This window comes from Bdellovibrio bacteriovorus, assembly GCF_002208115.1.
Lineage (GTDB): Bacteria > Bdellovibrionota > Bdellovibrionia > Bdellovibrionales > Bdellovibrionaceae > Bdellovibrio > Bdellovibrio bacteriovorus_C.
Genome location: NZ_CP020946.1, coordinates 3,552,838 through 3,578,121 on the forward strand (window position 1 = coordinate 3,552,838; position 25,284 = coordinate 3,578,121).

The following is a 25,284-nucleotide window of genomic DNA, read 5'->3' on the forward strand; positions in this document are numbered from 1 at the left end:
TTTATCTTACCGACGCAAGGTTCTCCATACCATCGAGACCATAGTCACCAGACCCAGGAAGTAACAATATTGCACACTTCCCGCCAACCCCAGTGGAGAAATCTTTGCCATCTGACTGGCCAGCAATATCTGGGCCCCATAAGGAATCACCCCTTGCACTACGCAAGAAAAAATATCCAGAATACTGGCGCTGCGAGCCGGGGGCACACCTTCTGTTCTTGCCACCTCCCGCGCCAAATCGCCGGTGATGATAATGGCCACCGTGTTATTTGCCACCGCAAAGTTTGCCAGCGACACCGAAAGAGCAATACTGAATTCGGACCACATCTTTTCCAGACGGGCATTTCGAAACTGCAGTTTCTTCAGCAACGACTTCAGAGTCTGAATGCCCCCTTGCTCTTTCATCATCTGACCCAAGCCGCCCATAATCATGGAAAGCAGGAATATTTCCTGCATTTCCTTAAAGCCGGCATAGATGTCCTGCCCCAGACGCAAGACTGTATAGTCAGCAAAGAACAGCCCCAGCATTCCCGCCAGAACAATTCCCAGCATCAACACCAAAAATACGTTCATTCCCAGCAAAGCCAGAACCAGCACCACCGCGTACGGCAAAGCTTTGTAAAGCTCCCCGGCTTGGACCGGCACACTTGTACCGGACTTCACCGTAAAATAGAGAAGAATCATCGTCAGGATGGCCGCGGGCAGACTGATGCCAAAGTTCACCCGGAACTTGTCACGCATCGATGCCCCCTGGGAACGAGTGGCCGCTATCGTCGTGTCGGAAATAAATGACAGGTTATCCCCGAACATGGCTCCGCCGACCAGTGCCCCAAACACCAATGTTTTATCCAAACCACCTGCGGCGGTAAGCCCTAAAGCAATCGGCCCCAATGCCGAAATGGTGCCCATCGACGTTCCGATAGCTGTGGATATCAAAGCCGCCAGAAAAAAGAAGCCTGGGACCATCAGACTTTCGGGAATCACTTTCAAGCCCCAATATATAGTGGCATCGACGCCGCCAATGGCCTTCACCACCGAACCGAAAGCTCCGGCCAATAAATAGATCATGCACATGGTGAGAACATTAAGATCCCCCAGGCCCTGCATAAAGGTTGTCAACTTTCGGTCAAAAGTTCCCTTCATCAAAACAAACGCCAGGATCACTGCCGGCAGTGTGGCGACCGGAGAAGGCAATTGATAAAAGGCGAAGTCCACGCCCTGCCACAGATAATAGAATCCACTTCCCAAAAACACCGCGATGAATGTCAGCAAAGGAAGAAACGGTCTCATACCTACTCCGTTCGTCGGATGATGTGATAACCAAAGCGCGTGCGCACAGGTTGTAATGTTGTCTCATTCACCTTCAGGGCAAACGCGGCCTCTTCGAAAACCTCGTCCATTCGGCCTTCGGCAAAAACGCCCAGATCACCACCGACCCGGGCCGAAGGACACTGAGAGTACTTTTGCGCCAGTTCCTCAAAAGTCTTTCCACTTTTCAGCGCGCGCAGAATGTCGTCGGCTTCGTACTGATGTTTTACCAAGATATGGCTGGCTCTGATTTTCATACTGTCCCTTTTAATTTGACGATCACTTAAAGGTTCCATAAGGTCGTAAATGTGAAATTCACTTTATTTTTGCTTCTTTTCAGTTTTTCCGCGTGGGCAAAACCTGTGGAAGTCCATGTTGGTGGTTACGAATTTCCACCCTATGTGATCAACTCCAGCGGCCGCTATGAGGGCCTGACGCTGGACTTTATCTCCTTACTAAACAAAAAGCAGAATAAGTATAAGTTCATCTTTGTTCCAACGACCTCCACCCGAAGATACCACGATATGAAATCCGGGCGATATCAAATCATTGCCTTTGAAAGCAAATCCTGGGGTTGGGGTAACGAGCAGGTTGAAACCAGCAAGATCTTCCGCTTTGGTGCCGAGGTCTTTGTCGCCAATAAAGAACGCGCCAAAGATCAAAGCTTCTTCAATGAACTTAAAGGTAAAACCATCAAGGGCATGCAGGGCTATCACTATGGTTTCCTGGGGCTGTCCACCAGCAACAAGGCTTTAAAGGGATTCAATGTGGAATTCACCAACACCCCTGACGGAAACATCCGGTCGGTGGTGATGAAACGAGCTGACATCGCGGTGATCGCCAAAGAGTATCTGGACATATACCTGAGCAAACACCCCGACGACCGCGACAAAATCCTGGTTTCCAAGAAACCTGACCAGCTTTATGAACTAGGCGTTTTGATCGGCAAAGAAAAGAGCCCGATCTCGGTTGCTGAAATGAACCGATTGATTGATTTGGTCCTGACAGATGGCTCGTGGCCAGCCTTGCTGAAAAGCAAGGGCATCAGCGAACAAAGACTTTAATCTTTGCCTTCGTCTCCGAAGATCAAATCCACCTTCAAATAAAGCGTCATCACCGGGGCAAAGTCATCCTTGCGCCCCCAGGAAATTTCCGGCGTGGTTTTCAGATAAATCCAGTCGATGCCGGTTCTTTGCGTGTAGGTTGATGACAGCACCAGGCTGTCACCGTAAAGAGAGTACCCTTCCATTTTGGTGTTAAAACGAAAATCATACGACAGGGCCGAATCCGCCGTGAACGTCTGAATCAACGAAGGGCCGTGGTGAGTTCCAAATCGCTCATTGGTCATTGCCCAGTTGGCTTCATTGATAAACCGGAAAAGCAAATCACGATTAAAGGCATAGTCCGTGGTTAAAGACGTGGTTTCTTCCCACTCGTCTTTCTTGGACCAGCGAAATTCCTGATAGAACGAGTTTTCAAAAATTCCCATCAAGAAATTGCGACGCAGACGAAGCTTCACAAAATAGTTCACCGGAATCGTCACCACCAAGCCGGCCTCGGTATTCAGATCCCAGTAACGCTGAGCCTGTTGCTCGGTATTCAGAGCTCCCTCGGCCCCAGAGTCGCTTCGTGAAAAGTATTTATCGCGAATGCTTTTTTCCCACTTCTGAAAATTGGGCAGGTAAAGATTCAGGGACGTGGAAACATCCTCGGCTCCCAGGTCTCCGTCACGGACATAATAGGTCTGTGACACACGCAAGGTGCTGGTGTTACGGGCATCGTCGGCCCGGGTGTTTCCAAACAGGGCATCGACACTTTCAGAAAGACGGATCACTCGATTGGACAAACTGGCACGAGTGTCTTCCAGATACCCCCGGCCGGTGCTTAGGACCTCTCCGGAAAGGGGCTCTGCGGGCGGATTCTGAGGGTCTTCGGCATGAACCGGAATCGCAAGAAATAAACAAAAAAGAACCGAAAACAACCTCATGGACTCAGGTTAAGGGGCTCACTCACAAATGTCATTACTGGAATCAGCCACTTAACGTGGATCGCCATGGGTCGCTATTACGCCCCGATTATGATTATTTAAGAGGGTGAGAAAAGTATCCTTGGATGTCCGACAATTTGCCCTGCCCTGCCCTCGACGCGGAAGCATCGAGCTGCATTCCGGCTATGGCGCCCCTCCGATGAGCGGGCAGGAAATCCACGTGGCCATTCAGCGCCGCCGTCAGCGTGAATTTGATGACTATACTCCGGAAAAGAAAATGAGCTGGGTCTTTGAGGCCGGGCCTTATGAATTCCATGTTTCCGGACGTGCCGACGGCATCACTGAAAATCCGGTGCAGATCGAAGAAATCAAAACGGCTTTTGATGTCGAAGAACTTTGGCGCAAGCTGCGTTCGGATGACAACCATCCTTACATCTGGCAACTGCGCACCTATGGATACTTCCACTACAAGGAAACCGGGCGCATTCCGTTTTTGAATCTGCATCTGGTTTCATCCCGCAATTTCAAATCCATGGACCTGCGTGTAGAGCTGGACATCGCCCATTATGAATTGTGGCTGGCTTTGCGCCTGGAGGAACTGGTTGAAGAAACCAAGGTCAAAGAAAAGCTTTTCAAAGCCCGCCAGAAAATGGCGGAGGAAATGTCTTTCCCCTTTGCGACCCCGCGTCCGGGCCAGCGGGAGCTGATTGAAAGCATCGAAGCCCAAGTGGCTGATGAACATCCTTTGCTGGTCCAGGCCCCGACGGGCTTGGGAAAAACCGTGGGTGTGCTTTATCCGAATCTGAAGGACTCTTTGTCCCGCGGGCAAAAAACCGTGTACGTGACACCCAAGAACTCGCAGCATATTGTCGCAGAAGAAGCGGTTGAAAAGCTGCAGGAACAAGGCAGCAAGATCCGTTCTTTGACCCTGACAGCAAAAAGCAAAATGTGCCTTAAGGCCGAAACCCTGTGCAATCCGGGTTACTGTGAATTTGCGCGTGAATACTACACCAAACTTGCCGAGCATGATCTGGTAAACAAACTTTCCAAGAAGCGCAAACTGACTCAGGAAAAACTTGTCGAAATGGGCAAAGAATTCGAGGTCTGCCCGTTTGAACTTTCTGTCGAAGCCATCGAGCGCGCCGACGTGGTGATTGGTGATTACAACTATGCCTTTGCCCCACGAAGTCTGCTGGGCCGTCTTTCTGAGCCCTTACTTGAAGCGGGTGAAAAACCGAATCTGGTGATTGATGAAGCCCACAATCTTCCAAGCCGGGCGCAGGACTATTTCTCGCCGTCATTGAGTGTGCAGGAACTGGATATTCTGGAAGGTGACTTCACCAAGCTTCCCGCGACCTTTTCATTGCAGGCCGGATCTTTGATCCGCAAAGCCAAGTCGCTTATCCAGGAATATGGCGAAGAGGGCGGTTCCCGCAAAGTGGATATCGATATTGAACCTTTCCTGGATCATGAACGCGCGATTCGCGCCCTGACCACAGAATACCTTGAAAGCGAAACCGAAATCATCACCCGTGACCCGATGCTGCGCCTGATGAATCTGTGGAGTGACTTTATCGCGGCCCTTGAATACAGCGGTCCGGAGTTTTTCACGACTTATCAAAACAGCCGCTTCACGGAAATGTTGAAGGTCACCTGCTGTGATGCCTCGGAGCAACTGAAAATTGCCTATAAGCAGTTCAAGAATGTCGTGGCATTTTCTGCCACCCTGAAGCCTTTCACCTACTATCAGGAGCTTTTGGGGTTTGATCTGGAAAAATCCAAGACCTTGGAATTCCAGTCGCCTTTTAAACCCGAGAACCGTCAGTTGATGATCATCCCGCAGATTTCCACCAAGCTCAGCGACCGCGTGGTCAGCTCGGGCAAAGTGGCCGAGGTTATTTCCCGGGTCACCCGCGTGAAAGCAGGCAATTACATTGCCCTGTTCCCAAGTTTTGAGTTTCTGGCGCAAGTGGAAAAACAGCTTCAAGTCCCGCACCTGCGTGTGCTTCGCCAAGAGCGCGACATGAAACAACTGGATGTGCAGATTTATCTGGAAGAAATGAAAGCCGCCAACGAGCCTATCTTGTTGTTAGGTGTGCAAGGCGGTGTGTTTTCAGAAGGCGTTGATTTCCCGGGTGACATGCTGATCGGAGCCTTTGTCATTGGCCCGGCGTTACCAAGCTTTGATTTTGAGCGCGAACAGATTCGCACCTACTTTGACGGACGCTATGGCAAAGAAAACGGCTTTAACTACACTTATGTGTATCCGGCCATGGCCAAAGCCATTCAGTCGGCAGGCCGGGTGATCAGGTCTGAAACCGACAAGGGTGTGATCATTCTGATGGATTCGCGTTTCTTGAATCCGGTTTACGCCGAAGCCATGCCACAAGGATGGTTCAAGGAAAGTCCGCGCGAGCTGGTATCACAAAAGATCCTTTCTGATCTTGAAACTTTCTGGAAGAACAGTGAAGCGCCATGCTCTTAAAAGATCTTCCGGTTTTCTTTTTGGATTTACAAACCACGGGGGCTAAACCCGGCGCTGCTGATATTCTGGAAGTGGCTTGGTCATTGTCCGACAAAGACGAAGTTCACAGCGTGCTTTCGGCACAAGCCGAAGACCGCCCGGTGCCTCGTCGCATTTTGTCCCTGACCGGGATCGCTGCTGAAGAACTTGAAAGTGCGACACCACTGTCTGAAATTTTTGAGCGTCTGTACGTGGATATTCAAGATCGACCGGCGGTGATTCACTTTGCCCAGTTTGAAAGACCTTTTCTGAAGGCTGCTTTTGAAACCTTCGAGCGCAGCGAATTCCCCATCATCTGCACCCATGAAATCGCCAAACGACTTTTTCCCAACCTGCCCGCACGCGGGATCAAGGGACTGGCAGGATATTTCGGTCATGCATCCGGGGAATTTAAGCGGGGGGCAAGCCATGTGGAAGCCACGAGAATAATCTGGCAGCACTTGGTGAAAGAACTGGAAGGCAAAGGAATATTGACCTTCGTGGATATGCAGACCTGGCTATCCACGGAGGCTCCCAAAAAGCGCACCAAATATGAATACCCAATGGCCAAGGAAAAACGCCTGAACCTTCCCAAGGTGCCGGGAGTTTACCGCTATGTTTCGCAATGGGGTGAAATCCTTTACGTCGGCAAAGCCACGTCCCTGCATGACCGGGTGAACAGTTACTTCCGCGGGCAAAAGGGCCGTGACTCTTTCAAACTTGAGATGCTGACACAGGCCTATGATCTGATCGTGACAGAGTGCCGGACGCCGCTGGAATCCGCTTTGCTTGAGACCGACGAAATCAAAAAATACAACCCTCGCTACAACATCAGCCTAAAAGCTGGCGAGCGTGGTTTGGTATTCTTTAGCCGTGACTTTACATCAATGAGTCCGGAACAAGATGACGAACACAGCATCGGGCCTTTCTCGAATGCTTTGGTCTTTGATTCGATTCTGAAGCTGAACGAATCCCTGAAATCGGAAGACCAGACATTTAATCCCGAAATGTTCTTTGAACCTTTGGATGCAGAACTTCTGAAATCCGGTTTTGCTCTTTTCTGCGAACGTCTGGGAAAAAGCCCGGATGTGTTTAAGTCCTTAAGGTCTATTTTCGCACAAGGCTTGATCTTTGTGAAAAATGCTCCGGACGAAGAAGAACTCGATGAAGCCGAAATCGAGGCCGAAGCTGCGGACTGCGATGACGATACCGGCGAAGAAATCGAAATTGAACTGACTGCCGAAGACATTGCCGACAAATTTGAACGTCACTTTAAACGTGCGGCGCACGCTTACCTGCGCGCCCGTCGCATGACCAAACTTTTAAACTGCGACATTGAATATTCCCTCAGCGCCAAAGGCAAAAAATTCCAACTGCATTTGCGTGGCGGACACCCCACCCCAGAGCCCACACCCCAAACACGCAGCACCTGGAGCGGGCATTCGGTGGACACCTACGACCGCATGGCCGTTCTGCTGACCGAACTCGAACGCGTGCGCAGCAAAAATGGCCAAGTGTCAGTCCAGCGGAAATATTGAACTTCGAGTCCGATTCTGTTGCAAAATAGGACATGATTTCAAAGACGAGCTATAAACAGGTCGGAATTTCTCCTCACAAAAGGGGACTTTTGCCCCGAAATTTGCCGCCATTTCCCTCAGAACGAAATTAAGCTGTGCTCACGGTTGGAGCCGATCCTGCATTAGTCATTCAACAGAAACCAAGGGGTTGAAGAATGATGAACAAACAAATCTCAAAAGAAAATTGGAAGAGTTTGAAAGCCGAGCTGCGTGCAGCTTGGAATGAACTGACCGCTGAAGAAATCGAAAGCACACGCGGAAGCATCAAAGCCATCTATGGTTTGGTTCAGCAGAAATGCGAACTGCATGAAGTAGAAGTAAAAGAAAAACTGACTTCGCTGCTTAAAAAATACGAGCATCCACCGACTCGTTTCCACAAAGTTTCTTAACAAACGGCTTGTGTCACCTCCATGACGCATCCTAGGGGTCCCTCTGTTTCCTGCATTCTTTCAGAGGGGCCCCGACTCCTCTCCCGTAAACTCACAATCAGAAATCACAACAAGGAGAAGCACCATGAAACATCTGATGATTCTATTCACCGGTCTATTGATCGCCACAGGTATTTCCACTCTGGCGCAGGCCCAGACGGCTGAAGATATAAAAAACGGAACAAATAACGTAAAGCTCTTGATGGGCTCCACTCAAGCCGCGGTAAACTTTGGCGTTGAGTACGAGCGCCGTACTGGCACTTTCGGGTTGGGCGCTATGCTCATGCATTCCACGAAAAACTCGGATGCGAACAAACCCGAAAGCACCACGCTGGGCGCCTTTGTGGCGTCTCACCTGTACGACCAGAATGACCTGGATCTTTACATCTCTCCAGGGGTGGCGGTGACCAATATGGATCAGATCCAGAGTTCCGGAGACGATGAAACACTGTTTGGACCAACACTTAATTTAGGAGCGACCTACACTATCAACGCAAATTGGGGTGTGGGTTTCGAGTACCTGACGATCTATAACTGGTTCAGCGACAAAACCGCAGACCACTATAACTTTGCGAATGCCGTGCTTTCATACAACTTCTAGTTGATGATTCAGAACCTGACTTATTGATTGCCAAAGCTCGACTTGAAAGGGCTCTGGGGCCACGACCCAGAGCCCTTTTCGTTTATAAAGCCCCTAAACCGACTATGTCCGAAAATGGCTATAGTCAGTCTGAAAACCGCGCTATACTGACTTCATGAAAAAGGACGATGTATTTTATAATGCCATGCTGGCCCGGGATCCCCGTTTTGACGGCAAGTTTTTTGTCGGAGTCAAAACCACGGGTATCTATTGCCGTCCGATCTGTCCTGCGAAACCCAAACGTGAAAACGTCGAGTTCTTTTCGAATCACTTGGCCGCTGAAAAGGCGGGCTATCGTCCCTGCCTGCGCTGCCGTCCAGAAAGTGCGCCTCAGTCCCCGGCCTGGATCGGGAAATCAGCCTTGGTTCGCCGTGCGATCAAGATGATTGATAAAATTGAAACCCTGGAATTCAACGAAGATGAATTTGCAGAACTGTTTGGGGTCAGCGCCCGTCATTTGCGCCGGCTTTTTATCGAAGACGTCGGAAAAACCCCGAAGCAATTGTCTTTCGAAAATCGCCTGAATCTGGCAAGACAACTGATCACCGAAACCGCGCTGCCTATCACTGACGTCGCCTTTGCGGCCGGCTTTAATTCGATTCGCAGATTCAACGATGCGTTTAAAGAGCGCTTCAAAAAAAGCCCTTCAGAAATCCGTCGAAAACCTGTGAAAGATGATTCCACTTTGACCATTCGTCTTTCCTATCGCCCGCCTTTTGATTTTAACGGTTTGCTGCACTTTTATCGATCCCACGCCGTGGGACAGCTAGAGTGGTTTGAAGAAGGCGTCATGCACAGAATCGTTGAGGTGAACGGCAAAGTGGGACAGATCACCTTGAGCGATCTGCCTGATGAATCGTGCATAAAGCTGCAGATCAACTTCCCCGACACAACGGCCTTGCATGCCATCATATCCCGCGTGCGCAGCCTGATGGATCTGGATTCAGACCCGGTTGTTGTTGCCAATACGCTAGAGACCGACAAAGACATGAAGGCCTTGCTGAAAAAACATCCGGGCATCCGGCTGCCTTCGTCCTGGGATCCGTTTGAAGTGGTCGTCGCCGCCATTTTGGGTCAGGTCGTGAGTGTGGAGCGGGGCCGGGCGCTGGTGAATGATTTGATCGAACTTGCCGGCAGCGACTCAGGATTTTTGCGCGATGGAAAATCGGTGCGGCTGTTCCCGACTCCTGCGCAGGTGATTAAAGCTGATCTGAAAAATTTAAAAACCACCACCCGCCGAAAAGAGACTCTGGTGGCCCTTTCCAAGGCCCTGGTCAAAGGTGAACTTTCGCTGGAGCCTACCCAAGATGTGGATAGTTTCGTGGAAAAGATCCTGGGCATTCCCGGGATTGGTCCGTGGACAGCCAGCTACATGGCACTGAAGGCTCTTCGTCACACCGATGCCTTCCCTGCCACCGATTTGATTATTGCTCGTGCGATGGCTGAACACCCCAAGACCAAGTTTGAAAATTTCAGCCCGTGGCGCGGCTATGTCGCCGCCTTGTTGTGGCGGGAGTATTCCCACGTCTTGAAGAAAACCCGGAGGAAAAAATGAATCTGCTTCAATGGAAAATGAGTTCCCCGTTAGGGGATCTGTACATGGTCGCCTCTGAAAAAGGCCTGCAGTCCCTGTATTGGGAAAAGACCACGGGGATTCCGTTGGCCCCTTCCCTTACCGGGAAAGACGGTGCCGTTAAAATTCTTAAGCAAACTGAAACCGAACTTACCGAATATTTTAAAGGCCAGCGCCAGGATTTCGATGTCCCGCTGGATGTTGTCGGGACAGAGTTTCAAGAGTCGGTCTGGCGGCAGCTTAAAAAAATTCCTTATGGCAAGACCGTGTCTTACACCGACATCGCCCGCCGGATAAAAAAAGAAAAAGCGGTTCGCGCGGTGGGAACAGCCAATGGAAAGAATCCGATTTGCATCATTGTGCCCTGCCATCGAGTGATTGCCGCAGGCGGGGGCCTGGGCGGGTATTCTGGGGCCTGGGCGGGTATTCTGGGGGCTTGGAACGCAAAGAAGCTTTGCTAAGATTGGAATCTGAATAGTTCTAAAACAAGAGGACCCAGGAAGGTCCTCTTGTACAACAACGGGAGGGCTTACTTGGTTACAGCTCCTTCTGCCTGATCTTCAGTTTTCTTGTCTTTTTCCTTGCCGTGCTTTTTGCCTTTCTTTTCTACCTTCGCGACCGTTTTTTGGATGCCTTGATGTTCGTTGGTGGAAGAGGCCGCTGGCACACCTTCAGCGAAAGCAAAGGAACCGGACAAGATCATAGACATTGCGATAACTGCGAATCTCATTGTGAACCTCCATTTGGTTACTGAGTTCTTGAAAACAAGAATACCAAGAGGTTCTTAAGTCCCAATTAAAACAGGATTAATTCTTTTTTAGAGCGGAATTCCCCCGCAGTTCCATAGGGTTGCACTCCAAAATAAAGACCTTTTTATTTTCAAAATCGCGTTTTCGGGGGCAAATGGACACCTCAGAAACGGACCAACGGATTGTTTTGCAAGCTTGGAACAAGACTATTGGCGACAACCACCAGCCCCGCCCCCTAAAATGAAGGGACGGAGAACATCAATGAGCAAATCAGGTGCAACTTCAAAAGCGTCCCGTAAAAACCAAACCACAATCCCGGCGCGTGTTCGTCAGGCTTTAGGCATCGCCAAAGGCGACACCCTGTTGTGGACTGTGAATGGTGACGAAGTGAATATCCGTATCATCAACCGCAAACAAGTTGATTGGACAAAAACATCCGAACTGTCTTTGCTGGAGTGGACTGCTGAAGCCGAAAAACCAAAAGATCCCGAGGTCAGCGTTTAGCCGCTGACACCAAGAGCATCATGGGCCGCTCCAGCTCTTCCAAAAGTGCTGGAGTCTTTGCAATCTGCTCTGCTGAAGGAGCAAACTCTTTCACCTGAAGAATCTCAAACCCGCAGGAAATAAGCGTGTTGATCGTGGTGGCCATCGTGCGGTGATACTTGATCACGCCATCAATAAACCAATCCGTTTTGCGCTCCCCTTCGACAGAATACCCATTCACCGGCCAGGTCTTGCGCCCCTCTTCATCCATGATCCAGTGAGGGTGAGCCGCCGCCATATACACCGGATGCTCGATACTGAAAACAAACTGACCACCCTTGCTGAGCGAATGATGAATCGTTTTTACCAAACGTTCAAAATCCCGGACGTAGTGAAAGGTCAAAGAGCTAAATGCAATATCAAAAGACTCTGGGGGAAGCGTCAACTGATCCAGATCGGCAATACGATATTCAATCAGTGTGTCTTTTGTGTCTTTACGAGCACGTTCAATCATCTTTTCAGATAAATCCAAACCCAAAACGGACTTAGCACCATTATCTCGCATCCAGCGCGACACCCAGCCAAAACCGCACCCCAGATCGACAACACGTTTATCAGAAACCGGAATAAGCATCGACTGCAAAGCCGGCCATTCAGGCGCCCCTTCCAAACCGTGAATCTGTCTTGGCAACTGGGTGTAGCCTTCAAAGAATTTGGGATTGTCATAAATATTCTGAGCCATGCTATTTCACCTCAAGTGGGTACTGCTGCCAGTTGGTTTCAAACGGTGCAAACGCATACAGCCAGCGCACCGACTGAAGCTGATCCGCTGACAAAAGATTCTTGTCGCGCAAGGCCCGGGCGCGGTACTTCGCCCCCAGCGCGTGAATCTCTTCCACCAGCTCGGTGATGCTGGTTTTGGATAACTCCACTTCTGCCGAATGCATGCACACGTCTTTGTTCTTTAGAACCACATCAACGTGATCCAAAAACTGCATAATCTGCGGGCGCAAAATCGCACGGGCCAGGGGGCCTTTGTGTTGAAAGCGAATATTGCCAACAGCCTTGATGCGAACCTGATTTTCAGGAAGAACTTCCAACAATCCAAATTGTTCGATTTTACGAAGGACTTTGAACATCTTCTGACTTGAAAGCTTCCAGACTTCGGCCAGCTTATCGGGACTGACTCCGCGATGAAGTGATCTGAAGATTCCAAACATCGCCGGATTCGCGGCAAAAAACTTTTCCTGATCTTCCGAAAGAACATAGTCGACTTCTTTGTCCTGATTCGCGAGTGCCGCCAGATCAAAGAATGAAATCCCCACAAGGTCACAAATCCTAAAGACCGTTTGCAGGTTGCAGTTCTGGGTTGAGAAAAGTCTTTTCACGGTGACTTCAGACACTTCCATCCGAAGCGCCAGATCCGCATAAGTGATCTTCTTGGACTTTAAAACCTGTTGAAGGCTTTTAAGCAGCTTTTTGGCATCAGTGTGTTGGTTGATTTGATCCATAATTACTGCTTTCGTATCACTAAAAGATACTGATTTAAACATATTTGATAAAGGTATCTTACTTTGACATTTCTAATTCCAACAAGGAGTTATCAAGTGATCAAAGTACTTATTCAAACAACAATCATGATCCTTTTCAGTGTCGCCGCTTCAGCAGCCTATCTTCCTCCTGCAGAGAACGTTTCTTACTGGTGCTATCAGGGTTGCATCGACGACTATTACAGCAACCACAACGAGTGTGTGGCGAAATGCTATGGCGGCAGAACCAACCCACGTCCAAAAGCCAATCCATACCCGCAGCAGAAACAAAACTGCCAAAACAACAGCCAAGCCGAAACCATCAAAGGCTGCATGCCCGGCTGCTAAAAAAGTGGGGCCCAAAGTGAGTGGGCCCCGTAATTACCTGCATTTTCTGGTCATCGGGGCCGACTTCGTTGGCTCTGATAAAAAAGTCGTTCTTTCGCACTGTTTTATTATAGACATCACTTTGCCGCTAATTAAGCTCATGGATGAAAGTAACCTTGTCGACAGGGAGTCTTCATGAAGCTTCTTTCAGTACTGATTTTTTTGATGCCCCTCTTTTCCTTTGCCGGAGAAATTCCCGGCGGCACCTACAGACTGCAGGGAGTGACCTTTACAAACTGGACACAGTGGACTTGTGAAGGCACTCGCTGGAAGATGAAATCCACCAAACAACAAATCCAAAAGCAAACGCGGGATCTGAATGTTCGGGATTTAGGCTGGGCACTGACTGCTTCCGGCATTGATATTTTAAAACCGGCGACCACCGCCACAGGCTGCGCTTATCTGCACGGCACAGGCAAGTACGGCAATAGAAACTCTCACGTCATCATTCCTTACAATGACAGCAATCCATCCGCATGCATGAAAGACAACGGACAGATACTAACCCTGACGATGGGCCAAGAGATCAAATTGCCACTGGGGCCCTGCACACCTGCAAGCCTTATTCAGACAGGCACACTCAAATTTCGTTATGGCTATGACCTGGATTCCGAAGGAAACGTTATCTGGAACCCGCAGCCTATTGAGTTCGTAGCGCAATAAAAGTTCTGCGGGTCTTGAGTTGCTGCGACACCCTTATTGGGAGACTTTGCAATCCACAGGAGCCATCCCAGGGTGGCCATCGACGACAAGCTTAAAGTTGCTTTTGGACGTCACGTCCACCTTGCCCAGACAGATGGGTTTATTGTCGGTGGAGATGATTTCGTATCTTAGGACAAGCTCATTGGTGTCCAACACTCCGTAGTTTTTCTCGAAGGCCTCACCCGGTGCAAGGATCTTGTCATCCACAACACTCAGCGGGGCTCCGCCACTTGCACGAGTCAGAATCAAGTCCGCCATAAAACGCACATCCGTTGAATTCACAACCTTTGCCGTCATCGCCTGCGCAGCGCCGCCAAGAATCAATACAGAAAACATAGTTAGGAATTTCATCAGTACCCCCATTTACATTTTTAACACTGGCAACCCGGCAGAGATATTGGAAATTGGAGATTAGAGGATTTTTGCTTCGCAAAAATGGTAGGGGGCGAGGGACTTGAACCCCCGATCCCAGTGTTATGAGCACCGTGCTTTAACCAACTAAGCTAGCCCCCCACGATCTGGAATGAAGAGAGCCTATCAAACTAAAAAAGGCTTGGCAAAACCACAGTGCATTAGGGGTCTTAAATAACTTCATCCAGCTTCAGCTCGGGAAACGCTGATTTTAATTTTGCCAAGGTCTTCAGCTCCGGATTGGCACGCTCCGGGTCTTCAAGACGCTGATAAGCTGACAAGTGCGTAATTCCAAGCGCATCACACATCTGACGCTGGGTCAGATTTCTCTTTAGCCGGATCGAGCGGATTTTGCACGCCACAGCCACGGTCGGGGAAACCACCACGGCAACAAAATCTTTACCATTAAGGTTCTTCTGCGGCTCAGGGAAAAGCATCTGCGAATCCTCCGGCTCAGACAGATAAAGATCCAAAGCCTCCTGCAAATTGCAATAAAGCTCCTCTAGGGTATCCCCCTGCGACTGACAACCTTGAAGCTCAACCCCCTCAGCCCAGAAGCCTTTTTTTGAACTGCCGTGAATTCGGAAATGATATTTCATTACTTCGCCACCCTTTTAAGAAGCTTTTGCTCAAGACCCCGCTTGAGCTCCTTATGCATTGGAATCGTTTCCCGCTCGGAACCCTTTCCGACGACAACATGACTGCCTCGTTGGCGCAAAACAGTCCATCCGTCCTTTTCAAAAAGCTTGAGCATATCTTTTCCACTCAGAGGCATAACCGCCCCCGTGGACTCCATAATACCACTTTTAAGTGGTCAAATAAACAGCAAAGATCTTGTCTCATATAGAGCCAGGACCAATGCAAGAACAGGCCTCATTTCTGCTATAATGAAGGGAAAAGCCGGGAAATACGTCGTCCGACTCTCAAACATGGATAACTTCGGAGTAATAAAAAATAAGGTCCTAGAAAAAAAAGGGCCATCTAGGATTCTTTCGCAGCGACCTTCGGCCCCGCCTGGATGGCGGTATTCCAAGCCGATAGAGCCCGGATGGCGTGTCGCGGAGAAAGGAGCCTAGATGGCCCTTTTGTTTTCCCGCTTAAAGACCGTCAACAGCCTAGCTGTCGACGAAGGCCTTAAGTTTGTTGCTGCGAGAAGGATGACGAAGCTTTCTTAGAGCTTTCGCCTCGATCTGACGGATACGCTCACGGGTTACGTTGAAGTCCTGACCCACTTCTTCCAAAGTATGATCTGACTCTTCCCCGATACCGAAACGCATACGCAGGACTTTTTCTTCTCTTGGAGTCAAAGTCGACAGCACACGGCGGGTTTGTTCAGCAAGGTTCAGGTTCACAATCGCTTCTGCAGGATTGATAACCTTTTTGTCCTCGATAAAGTCGCCCAGGTGTGAATCTTCCTCTTCACCCACTGGAGTTTCCAAAGAGATAGGTTCTTTCGCGATTTTCAGAACTTTACGAACCTTATCAACTGGCATGTCCATTTTATCCGCGATCTCTTCCGGGGTCGGCTCACGGCCAAGTTCCTGGATCAGGTAACGGGATGTACGAACAAGTTTGTTGATGGTTTCGATCATGTGCACAGGGATACGGATCGTGCGCGCCTGATCGGCAATAGCACGAGTGATCGCCTGACGGATCCACCAAGTCGCATAAGTCGAGAATTTGTAACCACGACGGTATTCGAACTTATCAACGGCTTTCATCAAACCGATGTTACCTTCCTGGATCAGATCCAGGAATTGCAGACCACGGTTGGTGTACTTCTTCGCGATGGATACAACCAGACGAAGATTGGCTTCAACCAACTCGGATTTAGCGGCATCAGCTTCACGCTCACCTTTCCAGATGGCCGTGTAGGTTTCTTTCACCCAGTTGTGATTCATTTCAGTTTCTGAATCCAAACGGCTGATACGCTTTTCCGCTTCCTGAGCCTGCAATACGTAGGATTTGAACTTTTGATAGTTCAAACCAGTATCGCGGGTCATGCGGGTCAGTTCTTTTTCGTTCGCATCAATCAGTTTCATACGTTCAGCCATAGCTGCAACGTCTTTGGAGAATGTACGCTCCACACCGTCTTTGATACGACGACGAAGAGTTCCGATACGGTTCACCAGGTTTTTGAACTTGATCACAACGCGGTTGATGGTCTTACGGTTGAAGTTCACAGACTCGAAGTTCGCCATCAGCTTGTCATTCATGACAACAAGCTCTTTCATGGCAGCCTGACGAGCCGGAGTGTTTGTCTCTTCTTTACGAAGGGTCGCAAACAGCTTTTCCGCCGCTTTCTGATATTCAGTGACCTTGCCGATCAACTCGTGAATTTTATCGATGTATTCCTTTTCATCGTACTGAGTGTCCTCGTCCTCAAGGCCACGGAAGATCGATTTAACTTTGATACGGCCTTCATCAAGGCGCTTACCAAGCTGGATGATCTCGTAGGTACCCAGAGGGGACAAAAGGATCGCACGAACGATCTCGCGCTCCCCTTTTTCAATACGACGGGCAATTTCCACTTCCCCTTCACGGGTCAGCAGGGAAACACTTCCCATTTTGCGCAGGTAAAGGCGAACAGGGTCGTTACCCTTGACGTCTTCACTTTCGGCCAATTCTTCTTCATCAACTTCTTCGTCTTCAGAATCGACGTTTTCAAGGAAGGAGCCTTCGCCTTCCTCAGCTTTCGAACTTTCAGACAAGTCTGAAATTACTACACCACCGGCCTCAAGGCCCTGCATGAACGAGTCCAGCACGGATGGAGCGATAATTTCAGGGGGAAGGAGCTCATTGATCTCTTCGATCGTGAGTGCACCCTTCTCCTTTGCAAGCTTCAGGAATCTCTGGATTTCTTCTTTAATCAGAGCTTCCTGTTCCTGCAAAGAAAGAACCTTCACAGGCTCTTTCTCTTGTTTGTTTGGTAGGTTCGGTTTCATCAATACCCCGCCTTTTACCCTTTATTCAGAGAGATTCGGTTTCTCTGAATATTCATAATCTGTTCCAACTTATCCGAACTAGGTTCGTTTTTAAGATCACGTGCTAAGCGCTTTGCTTGTTCGCGCAGGAAATTTTCTTTTACGCGCTTAAAGCAATCGCGCAGGAGTTTCATTTCTGCCTCTTCGTCGTACCCTGGGTCGCCCTCATTCGCTGGGCTCACTTGGAATAAATATTCAGGCTGATCGACGTAAGAGACAAGCAGACTGGTCAATTTATCAAATTTACTGAGATCTTGTCTATACACATCCGTGGCTTTTTCGAGGATCTTTTTCACTCCCTCATGGGCCACGCTCTCGAGCAGATTTTCATTCACAAATTGATCGAAATTGGCACGACTTTTGAGTACCAATCCCAACAGCATCAGCTCTGCTTTAGAGGCACCCTGCAGACTGATTTTGCCTCCCTCTACACCAGAGGACACGTCTTGCGGGGGTTTCTGGTTAGCCGAGCCCATATTCGGGTTTGGCTGCACCGTCCTAGTCATTGCCGGGCGATTTTGTGAATTTACAGGGCCGCTGCCCTGTATTCCCACAGCCTGACGCAACCAAGGAAGCCCTACGTTCATTTTCTGGGCCGCCTCTGCTAAATACAGGTCTCTTAAACGCAGATCCGGGATGGACTCAAACAGAGGTTTTAACTTATCCGCCAGCTTCACCTTTTCCGAGGCGTCACCGCGATAACCTTCCATCCAACGGGCCAAAATCATCACAAACAGGTCCGGAGCGCGATCCAGCTCGATTTTCAGAGCTTCCGATCCGTATTTCTTCACATAATCATCCGGGTCCATACCGTTTGGCAGCGTCAGCCCCTTCGGATACAGATCCGCCGCCAACAGGATCGGCAAACTGCGTTCAGCAGCTTCCATCCCGGCATTGTCCCCGTCAAACAGGGCCACCACGTTTTTGGTCATGCGCTTAAGCATTTTCCCGTGGTCCGGCGTCAGCGCGGTCCCCATCGTCGCCACGACATTGCGAATGCCGGCCTGGTACAGGGACACCAGATCCATATACCCCTCTACTATAAGGGCCAGATCGTCGCTGCGGATGTAACGGGCTGTCTGGGACAATCCGTACAACACCTTCCCCTTCACAAAGACCGGGGTCTCTGGAGAGTTCAGGTACTTGGGCTCATTTTCTTTTTTCTCTAAATAACGGCCCCCGAAGGCAATGGGCTCTCCCATCGCGGAAAGAATCGGGAACATCAAACGGTCACGGAAAATATCAAAGTGTCCGGACTTGTTGTTGCGGGCCTTCACCAGACGGGCTTCTTCCGCCAGCGCCATCGGCACATTTTTGCTAAGCAGGTATCGTTCCAGACCGTCCCATTCAGGCACGGCATAACCCACTCCGAAAGCTTCAATCACTTCCTGGGACAGGCCCCGGCTGGCGATGTATTTCTTCACCGGGTGGTCGTGTGGAACACGCTTAAGTTGCTCTGAAAAATAATCAGCCGCGAGCTTGTTTACTTTTAACAACAACTTCTTTTTGTCACTGGCCTGATCGCGCTGGGCATCTTCCTTATCCGGAGCCGGCATCGGGATGCTGGCACGTCCGGCAAGATATTCCACCGCCTCAGGGAAACTCATCCCCTGATAGTCGCGCAAAAACGAAAACAGGTTGCCACTCTTGTGACAACCGAAACAGTGATAGACCTGTTTGGTTTCGGAAACGGAGAAAGACGCCGTTTTTTCAGCGTGATCAGGAAACGGACAGCGGCCCATAAGGCCGCTACCACTAGGTTTCAACTGAGTGTACTGAGAGATGATGTCAACGAGGTTGTTGGCCTCTTGCACCTTCTCGATAAAGTCTTGTGAAAATCGCATGTATCTCCAACAAATTAGGAAAGCTTGGATTTAATAACTTCGCTCACTACTTTGTTGTCTGCGGCGCCGCCGGATTTCGCGATGACTTCTTTCATCACAGGACCCATGTCCTTCACGGATTTAGCACCCAATGCTGCAATTACTTCGGTAACAAGAGCTTCGATTTGTTCACGGCTCATCTGTGCTGGCAGATAAACTTCCAGTACTTTCAGTTCCGCGGTTTCCTGATCAACAAGATCTGTACGACCTGCTGTCTGGAATTGTTCGATGGATTCTTTGCGCTGCTTAACCAGCTTTTTGATCACGTTCATCACTTCATCAGAAGTGATTGGATCCGGTCTCATGTCGATTTCACGGTTTTTGATCGCAGCCTGGAGCATGCGAAGAGCTCCCAATTTTGCGGATTCTTTTGCGATCATGGCAGCTTTAACGTCAGCGGAGATTTTGTCTCTGATTTCCATAGTGCCTCCAAAAGGACTTACGAGAGGATTCGGTCATAAAACAGAGGCGACCAGTGGTCGCCTCTTGAAAAAACAATCTTTCAAAAAGGGAACTAGTCGTTCCAACCTTTTCTGGATTTTTTCACTGCGCGTTTACGAGCAGAGATAGACTTCTTTTTAAGTCTTACAGAAGGTTTTTCAAAGTGTTCGCGTTTTTTAACTTCAGAAAGAATACCCGCTTTTTCGCAGGACTTTTTGAATTTTCTGAACGCAGATTCAAAAGACTCACCGTCTTTGATCTTTACCATTGCCACGACAATCACCTTCCTTTCGATGTGGAATAAGAATTTGAGAGAAAGAGTGTATAACAAAGCAGCACAAAAGGGGCAAGTTCTGGGGTCCTGACGCGGTATATTATTCTCAAGTCGGTGCTTTTTTATTGAACAGGCCAAAATCGGATGGGACAAATGCAACAGAGGGGACCCTATGAAAGCACTTATCTATCTGATATCACTGTTGTTCGTCGGAACCAACCAAGCCTATGCCTGGGAAGCGTTCTATGTCCTTAAGCCCGATGAACTGCGCTTTTCCAAGGCAAAGAGCTCTTGGTCACAGGAAGCAACACCCACAGACTGCCGCGCGCGCCTGAAAGAAATCGCCTGCATTGTGAATCCGATTCAGGATCCAAAAGAATCCCGTCGCTGCCAACCCGGCAGTGAAGCCATGGCTCCGGCGTTGGAACGTATCTATGATGTGATCCCCGCAAAGCTTCAACAGACCTTTTGCACTATGAAGGTGATCTTTATCGAAAACGACACCGAGGTTTTGGGCTATGCCGGCGTTCTTGCCTGGGACTCCAACAGCCAGCCGCAGGGTTCTTTCATGGGACTTCGCAGAGCTTTGCTTGAGCAAAACTACGACGCCACTTCCGTGATCGGGTGGAAGGAACAAAAGGCTTTTGGACTGACACCGCCGCCGTTTGTGCATCTGCCGGAAGGCCCACGATCCAGCATTGTACTGCCGAATTCCCTGTCGGCTTTGCACTATGTGATCGTTCATGAAATCGGACACATTCTGGATTTTTCCAACAAAGCCAATGACTTTATCTGTCCGGCCGGGGAAGCCTGCGCTCCGGTCAACAACCCGGATGATTTTTTAAAAATGATCCCCGCGCCAAATTCCTGGACCGCTCTTAGCTGGCAGTCGCCCATGAAACCCAAGGACCTCCAGACGTTTCCACTGTGGTCAAAGCTCTGCTTTTATGACTGCAAAGAACAGCTGAGTGTGGCCGACATGGAAGACTTCTATCGCCAGCTGGCGCCCACAGACTTTATCAGCACCTATGCGGCGGTCAGCCCCTGGGAAGACTTTGCCGAAAGCCTGACCTTCCATGTGATGGCCCAGCATGAGGATTTTGAATATCAGATTCAAACTCCGTTTGCGTCCTATGACCTTAAGAAGAAGTGGGACGGCCTGGGAATCAAAAAAATCTGGATGCAGGATTTCCTGAACCGCGATCTGAAATACCCAACACCTTTGAAATAGTCTAAATTGGGGGAACAACAACAGGAGTTCCCCTTTATGATGGAAATGCTAGCGAATCCGCAAATCTGGATCGCCTTCTTTACTTTGTTTGCCCTTGAACTGGTTCTGGGCATCGACAACGTTATCTTTATCTCAATCCTTGCCGGTAAACTTCCGAAGGAACAACAGGACAAAGCCCGCATCGCCGGTCTAAGCCTTGCCGTGATCACACGCGTGATTCTGCTGTTCTCTTTGTCCTGGATCATCGGTCTGACGGCACCGCTGTTTACAGTCTTCGGCCAGGAAATCTCCGGCCGTGATTTGATTCTGCTTCTGGGGGGTCTGTTCCTGATTGTGAAATCCACCATGGAGATCAATCACAAACTTGAGGGCGTGGAAGGCTCCCAGTCCAACCCGGTGGCGCATTCCTTTAATGCAGTGATCGTGCAAATCCTGCTTTTGGACATCGTTTTCTCTCTGGATTCCGTTATCACCGCAGTTGGTATGGTGAATGAGATTTCCGTGATGATCGCGGCGGTAGTACTGTCAGCGGCCGTGATGATCGTGTCGGCAAAATCCATCAGCAACTTTGTGGATTCTCATCCATCCCTGAAAATTCTGGCGTTGAGTTTCCTGCTGATGATCGGCTTCACTTTGATCGTGGAAGCTTTGGAAGTTCACATTCCAAAAGGTTATGTTTACTTCGCAATGGCGTTCTCGGTCGGCGTTGAAATGCTGAACATCCGCATGCGCAGAAAGAAACCGGCAGAGCCTGTGAAACTGCGTGAAAGAATCGCCGAGGAAACAAAATAGTGAGCCACCCTTCCCACGACGAAAAATGGATGCGCAAAGCCCTGGCGCTGGCCCGAAAAGCGGCCGAGCGTGAAGAAGTGCCTGTGGCCGCCATCGTTGTGGGACCGGAAGGGATGATCTCTTATGCGATCAACACCCGCGAACGTCAGCAGTCCCCCTTGGGACACGCCGAGCTTTTGGCTTTACACAAAGCCTCGCAAAAGCGCGGCAGTTGGCGTTTAAGTGATTGTACGTTGTATGTGACCCTGGAACCTTGTGTGATGTGTGCCGGCGCCATTCAGCAATCGCGCATCTCCCGCGTGGTTTATGGCGCCAAAGACGCCAAAGCCGGCGCGGTGGAAAGCCTTTATCATGTCCTGAAAGACCCGCGCCTGAATCATCAGGTCGAAGTCAGCTCTGGCATTCTTGAACACCAATGCAGCGAGCTTTTGCAGGATTTTTTCAAAGGCCGCCGCGACGAAAAGAAATCCGAAAAAGCCCAGAAGGTATTCCGCGATCGCGCCAGCGTCGTGGTTTTGCACGAAGGTAAAGTCCTGGGTTTCCATGCAGTGGATCCCACAGCCCAAATTCCTTATTTCTTCCTTCCCGGTGGAGCGGTTGAAGCAGGCGAAACGGCTGCTGCCACTGCGGCACGCGAGTGTCTGGAAGAAACCGGCTACAAGATCCGCATCCTGGAAGATTCCGCCTTTGAACGCGTCTATGACTTTCCTTGGGACGGCAAAGTACACGCCTGCCGGACGGTGTTTTACGTCGGAGTTTTGGATCAAGAATGGGTCCCGCCAGGCAAAATTGAAGATGCCTCTTATCACAAGGGTGTGGACTGGCTGCCAGCCAAAGACGCCGCCAAAGTGTTTGGCTACAGCAAAGACATCCTCTGGGCCGTGCAAAAACTACTCAAAACCGCCCAAAAGCAAGCAGCCAGAACTGCCAAAAAACCTTAGGAAAGATAGAGGTTTACAGACCTCTCCCTGACCTGTAGAAGTTCCGTCACATGACGACGACTAAATTTACTGACCTTCCTTTGATTGCCCCTCTTCAATTTTCACTTAAAGAAGCAGGATACGAAACTCCAACCCCAATTCAGTTGGCAGCGATCCCTGTTATTCTTGAAGGGCACGATCTGCTGGGCATCGCCCAGACCGGCACCGGAAAAACCGCAGCGTTTTCTTTGCCGATTCTGCAGAACCTTTCCAAACACACGCGCAAGATCGAACCAAAATCCCCGCGCTGTCTGATTCTGACTCCGACCCGCGAGCTGGCCATTCAGATTCACGAAAACATCGAGGCTTACAGCAAACACCTGAACATGAAACACGCCGTGATCTTCGGCGGTGTGGGACAAAACCCGCAGGTGCGCGCCCTTCAGGGTGGCGTGGACATTCTGGTGGCAACGCCGGGTCGTCTGATGGATCTGCACGGACAAAAGCATCTGAAACTGGATCGCGTGGAAATCTTCGTGCTGGACGAAGCCGACCGCATGCTGGACATGGGTTTCATGCAGGACATTAAAAAAATCCTGCCTCTGCTTCCGCAAAAACGTCACAACCTGTTCTTCTCGGCGACTATGCCGCACGAAATTCAAACTCTGGCCAACCGTATTCTGGTGAATCCGAAGAAAGTGGAAGTGACTCCGGTGTCTTCAACTGCTGAGAAAGTTGAGCAGCATGTGATGTACGTCGACAAGCCTCAGAAGCTTGATTTGCTGTTGCATGTCCTGAAAGATGAAGCGCTCTCCAAGGTGCTGGTGTTCGTGCAGATGAAGTACGGCGCCAATCGCGTCGTGGACCGCCTGACAAAAGCAGGCATCCCTGCTGCCGGAATTCACGGTGACAAATCCCAGAACCAGCGTCAGCGTGCGCTGGAGGAATTCAAGAACGGTGATGTGCGTGTGCTGGTGGCAACCGACATCGCAGCCCGTGGCATTGACATCGACGGTATCACTCACGTGATCAACCTGGAACTTCCGCACATTCCAGAATCTTATGTTCACCGCATCGGCAGAACGGCACGCGCAGGCGCTACCGGTGTTTCGATTTCTTTCTGCACGGCTGAAGAAAGATCCTTCCTTTATGCGATTGAAAAAACCACTCGCACCAAGGTTAACGTCATCGAAGATCATCCGTTCCATTCCACTGAAATTGCCAATGCTCCGGTGATGACTGTTGGTAAAGCCAAAGCCATCCTAGAAGGCCAGCGCCTGCAGAATAAGGCTAAAAACCGTGGCGGCGGCCAACGTCGTCAAGGTGGTGGTGCGCCTCAAGGCGGCCAGGGTGGCGGAAAGAAAGCCGGTGGTGGGAAACCTGCTCATGGCGGCAACAAGCCAGCTCACGGCGGCGGCAAACCGCACGCGAAGTCCGAGCACAAATCTGAAGGAGCAGCTTCTCACAAAGCTCACTCAAAACCTGCGCACGCAAAACCGGCTCACAAACCCGCTCACAAAAGTGAAGGCAAGTCTGCTGGTAAAAGCGAGCACGCACCAAAGAAGCGCAGCTTCTGGAGCCGTCTGCGCAACAAAGACTAAGTTTTAGTTTTTAAGTCAAAGACCCAGAATATTTTCCGAAGGTTTCACCAGGGGGCCCTTACAGGCCTCCAGAAACTTCTTCACCAAAGGCTCTGACGACAGGAATCTTTCTTCCTCGTCGATATGAAACTCCGGGTGCCACTGAACACCCACAAAGAAGCCGTCTTGAGTGGAACTAAACGCCTCCACCAGACCGTCTTCAGAGGTCGCTTCGACTCGCAGCCCATTCCCCAGTTTTTTCACGCCCTGATGATGGATCGAAACAATCTCTCCGCCCGCCGTGTACATCTGCTGAAGCATTCCGCCCGGAGTGATTTCCACCCGGTGCGTGAGCTTTTCATAAAGCTCAGACTTAAAGTGCGCCAGATTGCTGGGAAGCTGGGTTGGCAGATCCTGGAATAAGGTTCCGCCCTTAAAGACATTCATCAACTGAAAGCCACGACAGATGCCTAACACCGGCTTATTGCGGGTGGCGAAGGCCTTCAGCAATTTCAGTTCATAGCGATCACGAATCGGATCGGTCTTGTGATTGGCCATGACTTCAATGGGTTCTTCACCATACAGGATCGGACAGATATCAACCCCGCCCTGAAGGACCAAACCATCCAGAATTTCTGCGTACTGGTGAACATTCAGATCGTCTTTTTCCAGCAGGCCGGATGATTCTAAAGACGGAACCATAAAGACCAGGCCGCCGTGTTTGGCGATCAGGTGTGCCAGATTCTGCTCAAGGTACTGGATTGATTTGCTTTTGATCTCAAAGCCGTCCGGCGTTTTATAAAGCAGACGAGGAGAAAGACCAATCAGCAAGGGTTTTGCTGCGTCCATACATTAAGTGTGGACCCATAAAACCCCTGGTGCAAGCCTCTTTGTGAAATTTC

At 49.9% G+C, this 25,284-nt stretch carries 28 protein-coding genes and 1 tRNA gene; 14 read left to right on the top strand and 15 right to left on the bottom strand.

The genetic code is table 11. The annotated features are described in order from the left end of the window. Nucleotides 1–6 precede the first annotated feature (6 nt). Nucleotides 7–1,290, bottom strand: a complete 1,284-nt coding sequence (locus B9G79_RS17015; protein WP_088566550.1) for a Na+/H+ antiporter NhaC family protein — start codon at nucleotides 1,288–1,290, stop codon at nucleotides 7–9. A gap of 2 nt (nucleotides 1,291–1,292) precedes the next feature. Beyond that, nucleotides 1,293–1,565, bottom strand: coding sequence for a peptidylprolyl isomerase (locus B9G79_RS17020; RefSeq protein ID WP_088566551.1), 273 nt, complete (start codon nucleotides 1,563–1,565; stop codon nucleotides 1,293–1,295). Between the two features lie 51 nt (nucleotides 1,566–1,616). Here B9G79_RS17020 and B9G79_RS17025 point away from each other — a divergent pair, with 51 nt between their 5' ends. Continuing rightward, entirely contained in the window at nucleotides 1,617–2,372 is a 756-nt protein-coding gene (locus tag B9G79_RS17025) for a substrate-binding periplasmic protein (protein WP_088566552.1), read from the top strand. Here the strand turns inward: B9G79_RS17025 and B9G79_RS17030 are convergent. Further along, entirely contained in the window at nucleotides 2,369–3,295 is a 927-nt protein-coding gene (locus tag B9G79_RS17030; protein ID WP_088566553.1) for a hypothetical protein, read from the bottom strand. The genes B9G79_RS17025 and B9G79_RS17030 overlap by 4 nt on opposite strands. Nucleotides 3,296–3,401: 106 nt before the next feature. On the opposite strand from B9G79_RS17030, the gene B9G79_RS17035 reads away from it, so the two are divergent. The 6 genes from B9G79_RS17035 to B9G79_RS17060 all read left to right on the top strand — a co-directional run bounded on the left by B9G79_RS17035 (nucleotide 3,402) and on the right by B9G79_RS17060 (nucleotide 10,477). Then, nucleotides 3,402–5,780 carry an ATP-dependent DNA helicase gene (locus B9G79_RS17035; protein ID WP_088566554.1) on the top strand — a complete coding sequence of 793 codons (2,379 nt, stop codon included), beginning with the start codon at nucleotides 3,402–3,404 and terminating at the stop codon, nucleotides 5,778–5,780. Further along, entirely contained in the window at nucleotides 5,771–7,336 is a 1,566-nt protein-coding gene (locus B9G79_RS17040) for an exonuclease domain-containing protein (RefSeq protein ID WP_088566555.1), read from the top strand. Before B9G79_RS17035 ends, B9G79_RS17040 begins: the two co-directional genes overlap by 10 nt. 194 nt (nucleotides 7,337–7,530) lie before the next feature. Next, the gene (locus tag B9G79_RS17045; protein WP_088566556.1) at nucleotides 7,531–7,764 is read left to right on the top strand and encodes a CsbD family protein; all 234 of its coding nucleotides are present in this window, start codon (nucleotides 7,531–7,533) and stop codon (nucleotides 7,762–7,764) included. 124 nt (nucleotides 7,765–7,888) lie between these two features. Beyond that, the gene (locus tag B9G79_RS17050) at nucleotides 7,889–8,404 is read left to right on the top strand and encodes an outer membrane protein (RefSeq protein WP_088566557.1); all 516 of its coding nucleotides are present in this window, start codon (nucleotides 7,889–7,891) and stop codon (nucleotides 8,402–8,404) included. Between the two features lie 154 nt (nucleotides 8,405–8,558). Beyond that, on the top strand, nucleotides 8,559–9,998 hold the full coding sequence (locus B9G79_RS17055) for an AlkA N-terminal domain-containing protein (protein WP_088566558.1): 1,440 nt from the start codon (nucleotides 8,559–8,561) through the stop codon (nucleotides 9,996–9,998). Beyond that, nucleotides 9,995–10,477 carry a methylated-DNA--[protein]-cysteine S-methyltransferase gene (locus B9G79_RS17060; protein ID WP_232468855.1) on the top strand — a complete coding sequence of 161 codons (483 nt, stop codon included), beginning with the start codon at nucleotides 9,995–9,997 and terminating at the stop codon, nucleotides 10,475–10,477. Before B9G79_RS17055 ends, B9G79_RS17060 begins: the two co-directional genes overlap by 4 nt. Nucleotides 10,478–10,545: 68 nt before the next feature. On the opposite strand, the gene B9G79_RS17065 is transcribed toward B9G79_RS17060, so the two are convergent. Further along, nucleotides 10,546–10,746 (bottom strand): hypothetical protein, encoded by a 201-nt coding sequence (locus B9G79_RS17065; RefSeq protein ID WP_088566559.1) that lies wholly within the window; start codon nucleotides 10,744–10,746, stop codon nucleotides 10,546–10,548. Between the two features lie 280 nt (nucleotides 10,747–11,026). Between B9G79_RS17065 and B9G79_RS17070 the strand changes: the two genes are divergently transcribed. After that, nucleotides 11,027–11,269 (top strand): AbrB/MazE/SpoVT family DNA-binding domain-containing protein, encoded by a 243-nt coding sequence (locus tag B9G79_RS17070; RefSeq protein ID WP_157678804.1) that lies wholly within the window; start codon nucleotides 11,027–11,029, stop codon nucleotides 11,267–11,269. Here B9G79_RS17070 and B9G79_RS17075 read toward each other — a convergent pair. Both B9G79_RS17075 and B9G79_RS17080 read right to left on the bottom strand, forming a co-directional pair. Beyond that, a complete protein-coding gene (locus tag B9G79_RS17075; RefSeq protein ID WP_088566561.1) occupies nucleotides 11,259–11,990 on the bottom strand; it encodes a class I SAM-dependent methyltransferase in 732 nt (243 codons plus the stop codon). The two genes, B9G79_RS17070 and B9G79_RS17075, sit on opposite strands and share 11 nt — an antisense overlap. A gap of 1 nt (nucleotide 11,991) precedes the next feature. After that, nucleotides 11,992–12,759: a helix-turn-helix domain-containing protein gene (locus tag B9G79_RS17080; protein WP_232468857.1), complete on the bottom strand. Its 768-nt coding sequence runs from the start codon at nucleotides 12,757–12,759 to the stop codon at nucleotides 11,992–11,994. Nucleotides 12,760–12,855: 96 nt separating this feature from the next. Between B9G79_RS17080 and B9G79_RS17085 the strand changes: the two genes are divergently transcribed. Together B9G79_RS17085 and B9G79_RS17090 are read left to right on the top strand one after the other, a co-directional pair. Then, a complete protein-coding gene (locus tag B9G79_RS17085; RefSeq protein ID WP_232468859.1) occupies nucleotides 12,856–13,125 on the top strand; it encodes a hypothetical protein in 270 nt (89 codons plus the stop codon). A 174-nt stretch (nucleotides 13,126–13,299) separates the two neighbouring features. Further along, the gene (locus B9G79_RS17090) at nucleotides 13,300–13,827 is read left to right on the top strand and encodes a hypothetical protein (protein ID WP_088566564.1); all 528 of its coding nucleotides are present in this window, start codon (nucleotides 13,300–13,302) and stop codon (nucleotides 13,825–13,827) included. A 33-nt stretch (nucleotides 13,828–13,860) separates the two neighbouring features. Here B9G79_RS17090 and B9G79_RS17095 read toward each other — a convergent pair whose 3' ends face one another. From B9G79_RS17095 to rpsU, 8 genes are all read right to left on the bottom strand, one after another. Next, nucleotides 13,861–14,217, bottom strand: a complete 357-nt coding sequence (locus B9G79_RS17095) for a hypothetical protein (RefSeq protein ID WP_088566565.1) — start codon at nucleotides 14,215–14,217, stop codon at nucleotides 13,861–13,863. 85 nt (nucleotides 14,218–14,302) lie between these two features. Next, nucleotides 14,303–14,379 (bottom strand) — tRNA-Met (locus tag B9G79_RS17100). Nucleotides 14,380–14,447: 68 nt separating this feature from the next. Continuing rightward, a complete protein-coding gene (locus B9G79_RS17105; protein WP_088566566.1) occupies nucleotides 14,448–14,876 on the bottom strand; it encodes a type II toxin-antitoxin system HicB family antitoxin in 429 nt (142 codons plus the stop codon). Next, nucleotides 14,876–15,073, bottom strand: a complete 198-nt coding sequence (locus B9G79_RS17110) for a type II toxin-antitoxin system HicA family toxin (protein ID WP_332454875.1) — start codon at nucleotides 15,071–15,073, stop codon at nucleotides 14,876–14,878. Before B9G79_RS17110 ends, B9G79_RS17105 begins: the two co-directional genes overlap by 1 nt. A gap of 319 nt (nucleotides 15,074–15,392) precedes the next feature. Continuing rightward, nucleotides 15,393–17,222 carry an RNA polymerase sigma factor RpoD gene (gene rpoD, locus B9G79_RS17115; protein ID WP_088566567.1) on the bottom strand — a complete coding sequence of 610 codons (1,830 nt, stop codon included), beginning with the start codon at nucleotides 17,220–17,222 and terminating at the stop codon, nucleotides 15,393–15,395. A gap of 14 nt (nucleotides 17,223–17,236) precedes the next feature. After that, entirely contained in the window at nucleotides 17,237–19,105 is a 1,869-nt protein-coding gene (dnaG, locus tag B9G79_RS17120; protein WP_088566568.1) for a DNA primase, read from the bottom strand. Nucleotides 19,106–19,119: 14 nt separating this feature from the next. Next, nucleotides 19,120–19,566, bottom strand: a complete 447-nt coding sequence (locus B9G79_RS17125) for a GatB/YqeY domain-containing protein (protein ID WP_088566569.1) — start codon at nucleotides 19,564–19,566, stop codon at nucleotides 19,120–19,122. Between the two features lie 92 nt (nucleotides 19,567–19,658). Then, on the bottom strand, nucleotides 19,659–19,853 hold the full coding sequence (gene rpsU, locus B9G79_RS17130; protein ID WP_374032987.1) for a 30S ribosomal protein S21: 195 nt from the start codon (nucleotides 19,851–19,853) through the stop codon (nucleotides 19,659–19,661). Nucleotides 19,854–20,031: 178 nt separating this feature from the next. On the opposite strand from rpsU, the gene B9G79_RS17135 reads away from it, so the two are divergent. From B9G79_RS17135 to B9G79_RS17150, 4 genes are read left to right on the top strand one after another with little or no spacing between them, the layout of a single operon-like run. Beyond that, nucleotides 20,032–21,090, top strand: coding sequence for a hypothetical protein (locus tag B9G79_RS17135; RefSeq protein WP_088566570.1), 1,059 nt, complete (start codon nucleotides 20,032–20,034; stop codon nucleotides 21,088–21,090). Between the two features lie 39 nt (nucleotides 21,091–21,129). After that, a complete protein-coding gene (locus B9G79_RS17140; protein ID WP_374035851.1) occupies nucleotides 21,130–21,882 on the top strand; it encodes a TerC family protein in 753 nt (250 codons plus the stop codon). Further along, nucleotides 21,882–22,823 carry a tRNA adenosine(34) deaminase TadA gene (gene tadA, locus B9G79_RS17145; RefSeq protein WP_088566572.1) on the top strand — a complete coding sequence of 314 codons (942 nt, stop codon included), beginning with the start codon at nucleotides 21,882–21,884 and terminating at the stop codon, nucleotides 22,821–22,823. The genes B9G79_RS17140 and tadA overlap by 1 nt, the downstream gene beginning before the upstream one ends. Before the next feature lie 50 nt (nucleotides 22,824–22,873). Beyond that, a complete protein-coding gene (locus B9G79_RS17150; protein WP_088566573.1) occupies nucleotides 22,874–24,403 on the top strand; it encodes a DEAD/DEAH box helicase in 1,530 nt (509 codons plus the stop codon). A gap of 15 nt (nucleotides 24,404–24,418) precedes the next feature. Here the strand turns inward: B9G79_RS17150 and B9G79_RS17155 are convergent, their stop codons facing one another. Continuing rightward, entirely contained in the window at nucleotides 24,419–25,231 is an 813-nt protein-coding gene (locus B9G79_RS17155; protein ID WP_088566574.1) for a gamma-glutamyl-gamma-aminobutyrate hydrolase family protein, read from the bottom strand. Between the last annotated feature and the right edge of the window lie 53 nt (nucleotides 25,232–25,284).

Bases quoted from the DNA above. Each gene is read 5' to 3' on its own strand.
- B9G79_RS17015 (WP_088566550.1), bottom strand. From the start codon at position 1,290: ATGAGACCGTTTCTTCCTTTGCTGACATTCATCGCGGTGTTTTTGGGA.
- B9G79_RS17020 (WP_088566551.1), bottom strand. From the start codon at position 1,565: ATGAAAATCAGAGCCAGCCATATCTTGGTAAAACATCAGTACGAAGCC.
- B9G79_RS17030 (WP_088566553.1), bottom strand. From the start codon at position 3,295: ATGAGGTTGTTTTCGGTTCTTTTTTGTTTATTTCTTGCGATTCCGGTT.
- B9G79_RS17040 (WP_088566555.1), top strand. From the start codon at position 5,771: ATGCTCTTAAAAGATCTTCCGGTTTTCTTTTTGGATTTACAAACCACG.
- B9G79_RS17045 (WP_088566556.1), top strand. From the start codon at position 7,531: ATGATGAACAAACAAATCTCAAAAGAAAATTGGAAGAGTTTGAAAGCC.
- B9G79_RS17050 (WP_088566557.1), top strand. From the start codon at position 7,889: ATGAAACATCTGATGATTCTATTCACCGGTCTATTGATCGCCACAGGT.
- B9G79_RS17055 (WP_088566558.1), top strand. From the start codon at position 8,559: ATGAAAAAGGACGATGTATTTTATAATGCCATGCTGGCCCGGGATCCC.
- B9G79_RS17060 (WP_232468855.1), top strand. From the start codon at position 9,995: ATGAATCTGCTTCAATGGAAAATGAGTTCCCCGTTAGGGGATCTGTAC.
- B9G79_RS17065 (WP_088566559.1), bottom strand. From the start codon at position 10,746: ATGAGATTCGCAGTTATCGCAATGTCTATGATCTTGTCCGGTTCCTTT.
- B9G79_RS17070 (WP_157678804.1), top strand. From the start codon at position 11,027: ATGAGCAAATCAGGTGCAACTTCAAAAGCGTCCCGTAAAAACCAAACC.
- B9G79_RS17075 (WP_088566561.1), bottom strand. From the start codon at position 11,990: ATGGCTCAGAATATTTATGACAATCCCAAATTCTTTGAAGGCTACACC.
- B9G79_RS17080 (WP_232468857.1), bottom strand. From the start codon at position 12,759: ATGGATCAAATCAACCAACACACTGATGCCAAAAAGCTGCTTAAAAGC.
- B9G79_RS17090 (WP_088566564.1), top strand. From the start codon at position 13,300: ATGAAGCTTCTTTCAGTACTGATTTTTTTGATGCCCCTCTTTTCCTTT.
- B9G79_RS17095 (WP_088566565.1), bottom strand. From the start codon at position 14,217: ATGAAATTCCTAACTATGTTTTCTGTATTGATTCTTGGCGGCGCTGCG.
- B9G79_RS17105 (WP_088566566.1), bottom strand. From the start codon at position 14,876: ATGAAATATCATTTCCGAATTCACGGCAGTTCAAAAAAAGGCTTCTGG.
- B9G79_RS17110 (WP_332454875.1), bottom strand. From the start codon at position 15,073: ATGGAGTCCACGGGGGCGGTTATGCCTCTGAGTGGAAAAGATATGCTC.
- rpoD (WP_088566567.1), bottom strand. From the start codon at position 17,222: ATGAAACCGAACCTACCAAACAAACAAGAGAAAGAGCCTGTGAAGGTT.
- dnaG (WP_088566568.1), bottom strand. From the start codon at position 19,105: ATGCGATTTTCACAAGACTTTATCGAGAAGGTGCAAGAGGCCAACAAC.
- B9G79_RS17125 (WP_088566569.1), bottom strand. From the start codon at position 19,566: ATGGAAATCAGAGACAAAATCTCCGCTGACGTTAAAGCTGCCATGATC.
- rpsU (WP_374032987.1), bottom strand. From the start codon at position 19,853: ATGGTAAAGATCAAAGACGGTGAGTCTTTTGAATCTGCGTTCAGAAAA.
- B9G79_RS17135 (WP_088566570.1), top strand. From the start codon at position 20,032: ATGAAAGCACTTATCTATCTGATATCACTGTTGTTCGTCGGAACCAAC.
- B9G79_RS17140 (WP_374035851.1), top strand. From the start codon at position 21,130: ATGGAAATGCTAGCGAATCCGCAAATCTGGATCGCCTTCTTTACTTTG.
- B9G79_RS17150 (WP_088566573.1), top strand. From the start codon at position 22,874: ATGACGACGACTAAATTTACTGACCTTCCTTTGATTGCCCCTCTTCAA.
- B9G79_RS17155 (WP_088566574.1), bottom strand. From the start codon at position 25,231: ATGGACGCAGCAAAACCCTTGCTGATTGGTCTTTCTCCTCGTCTGCTT.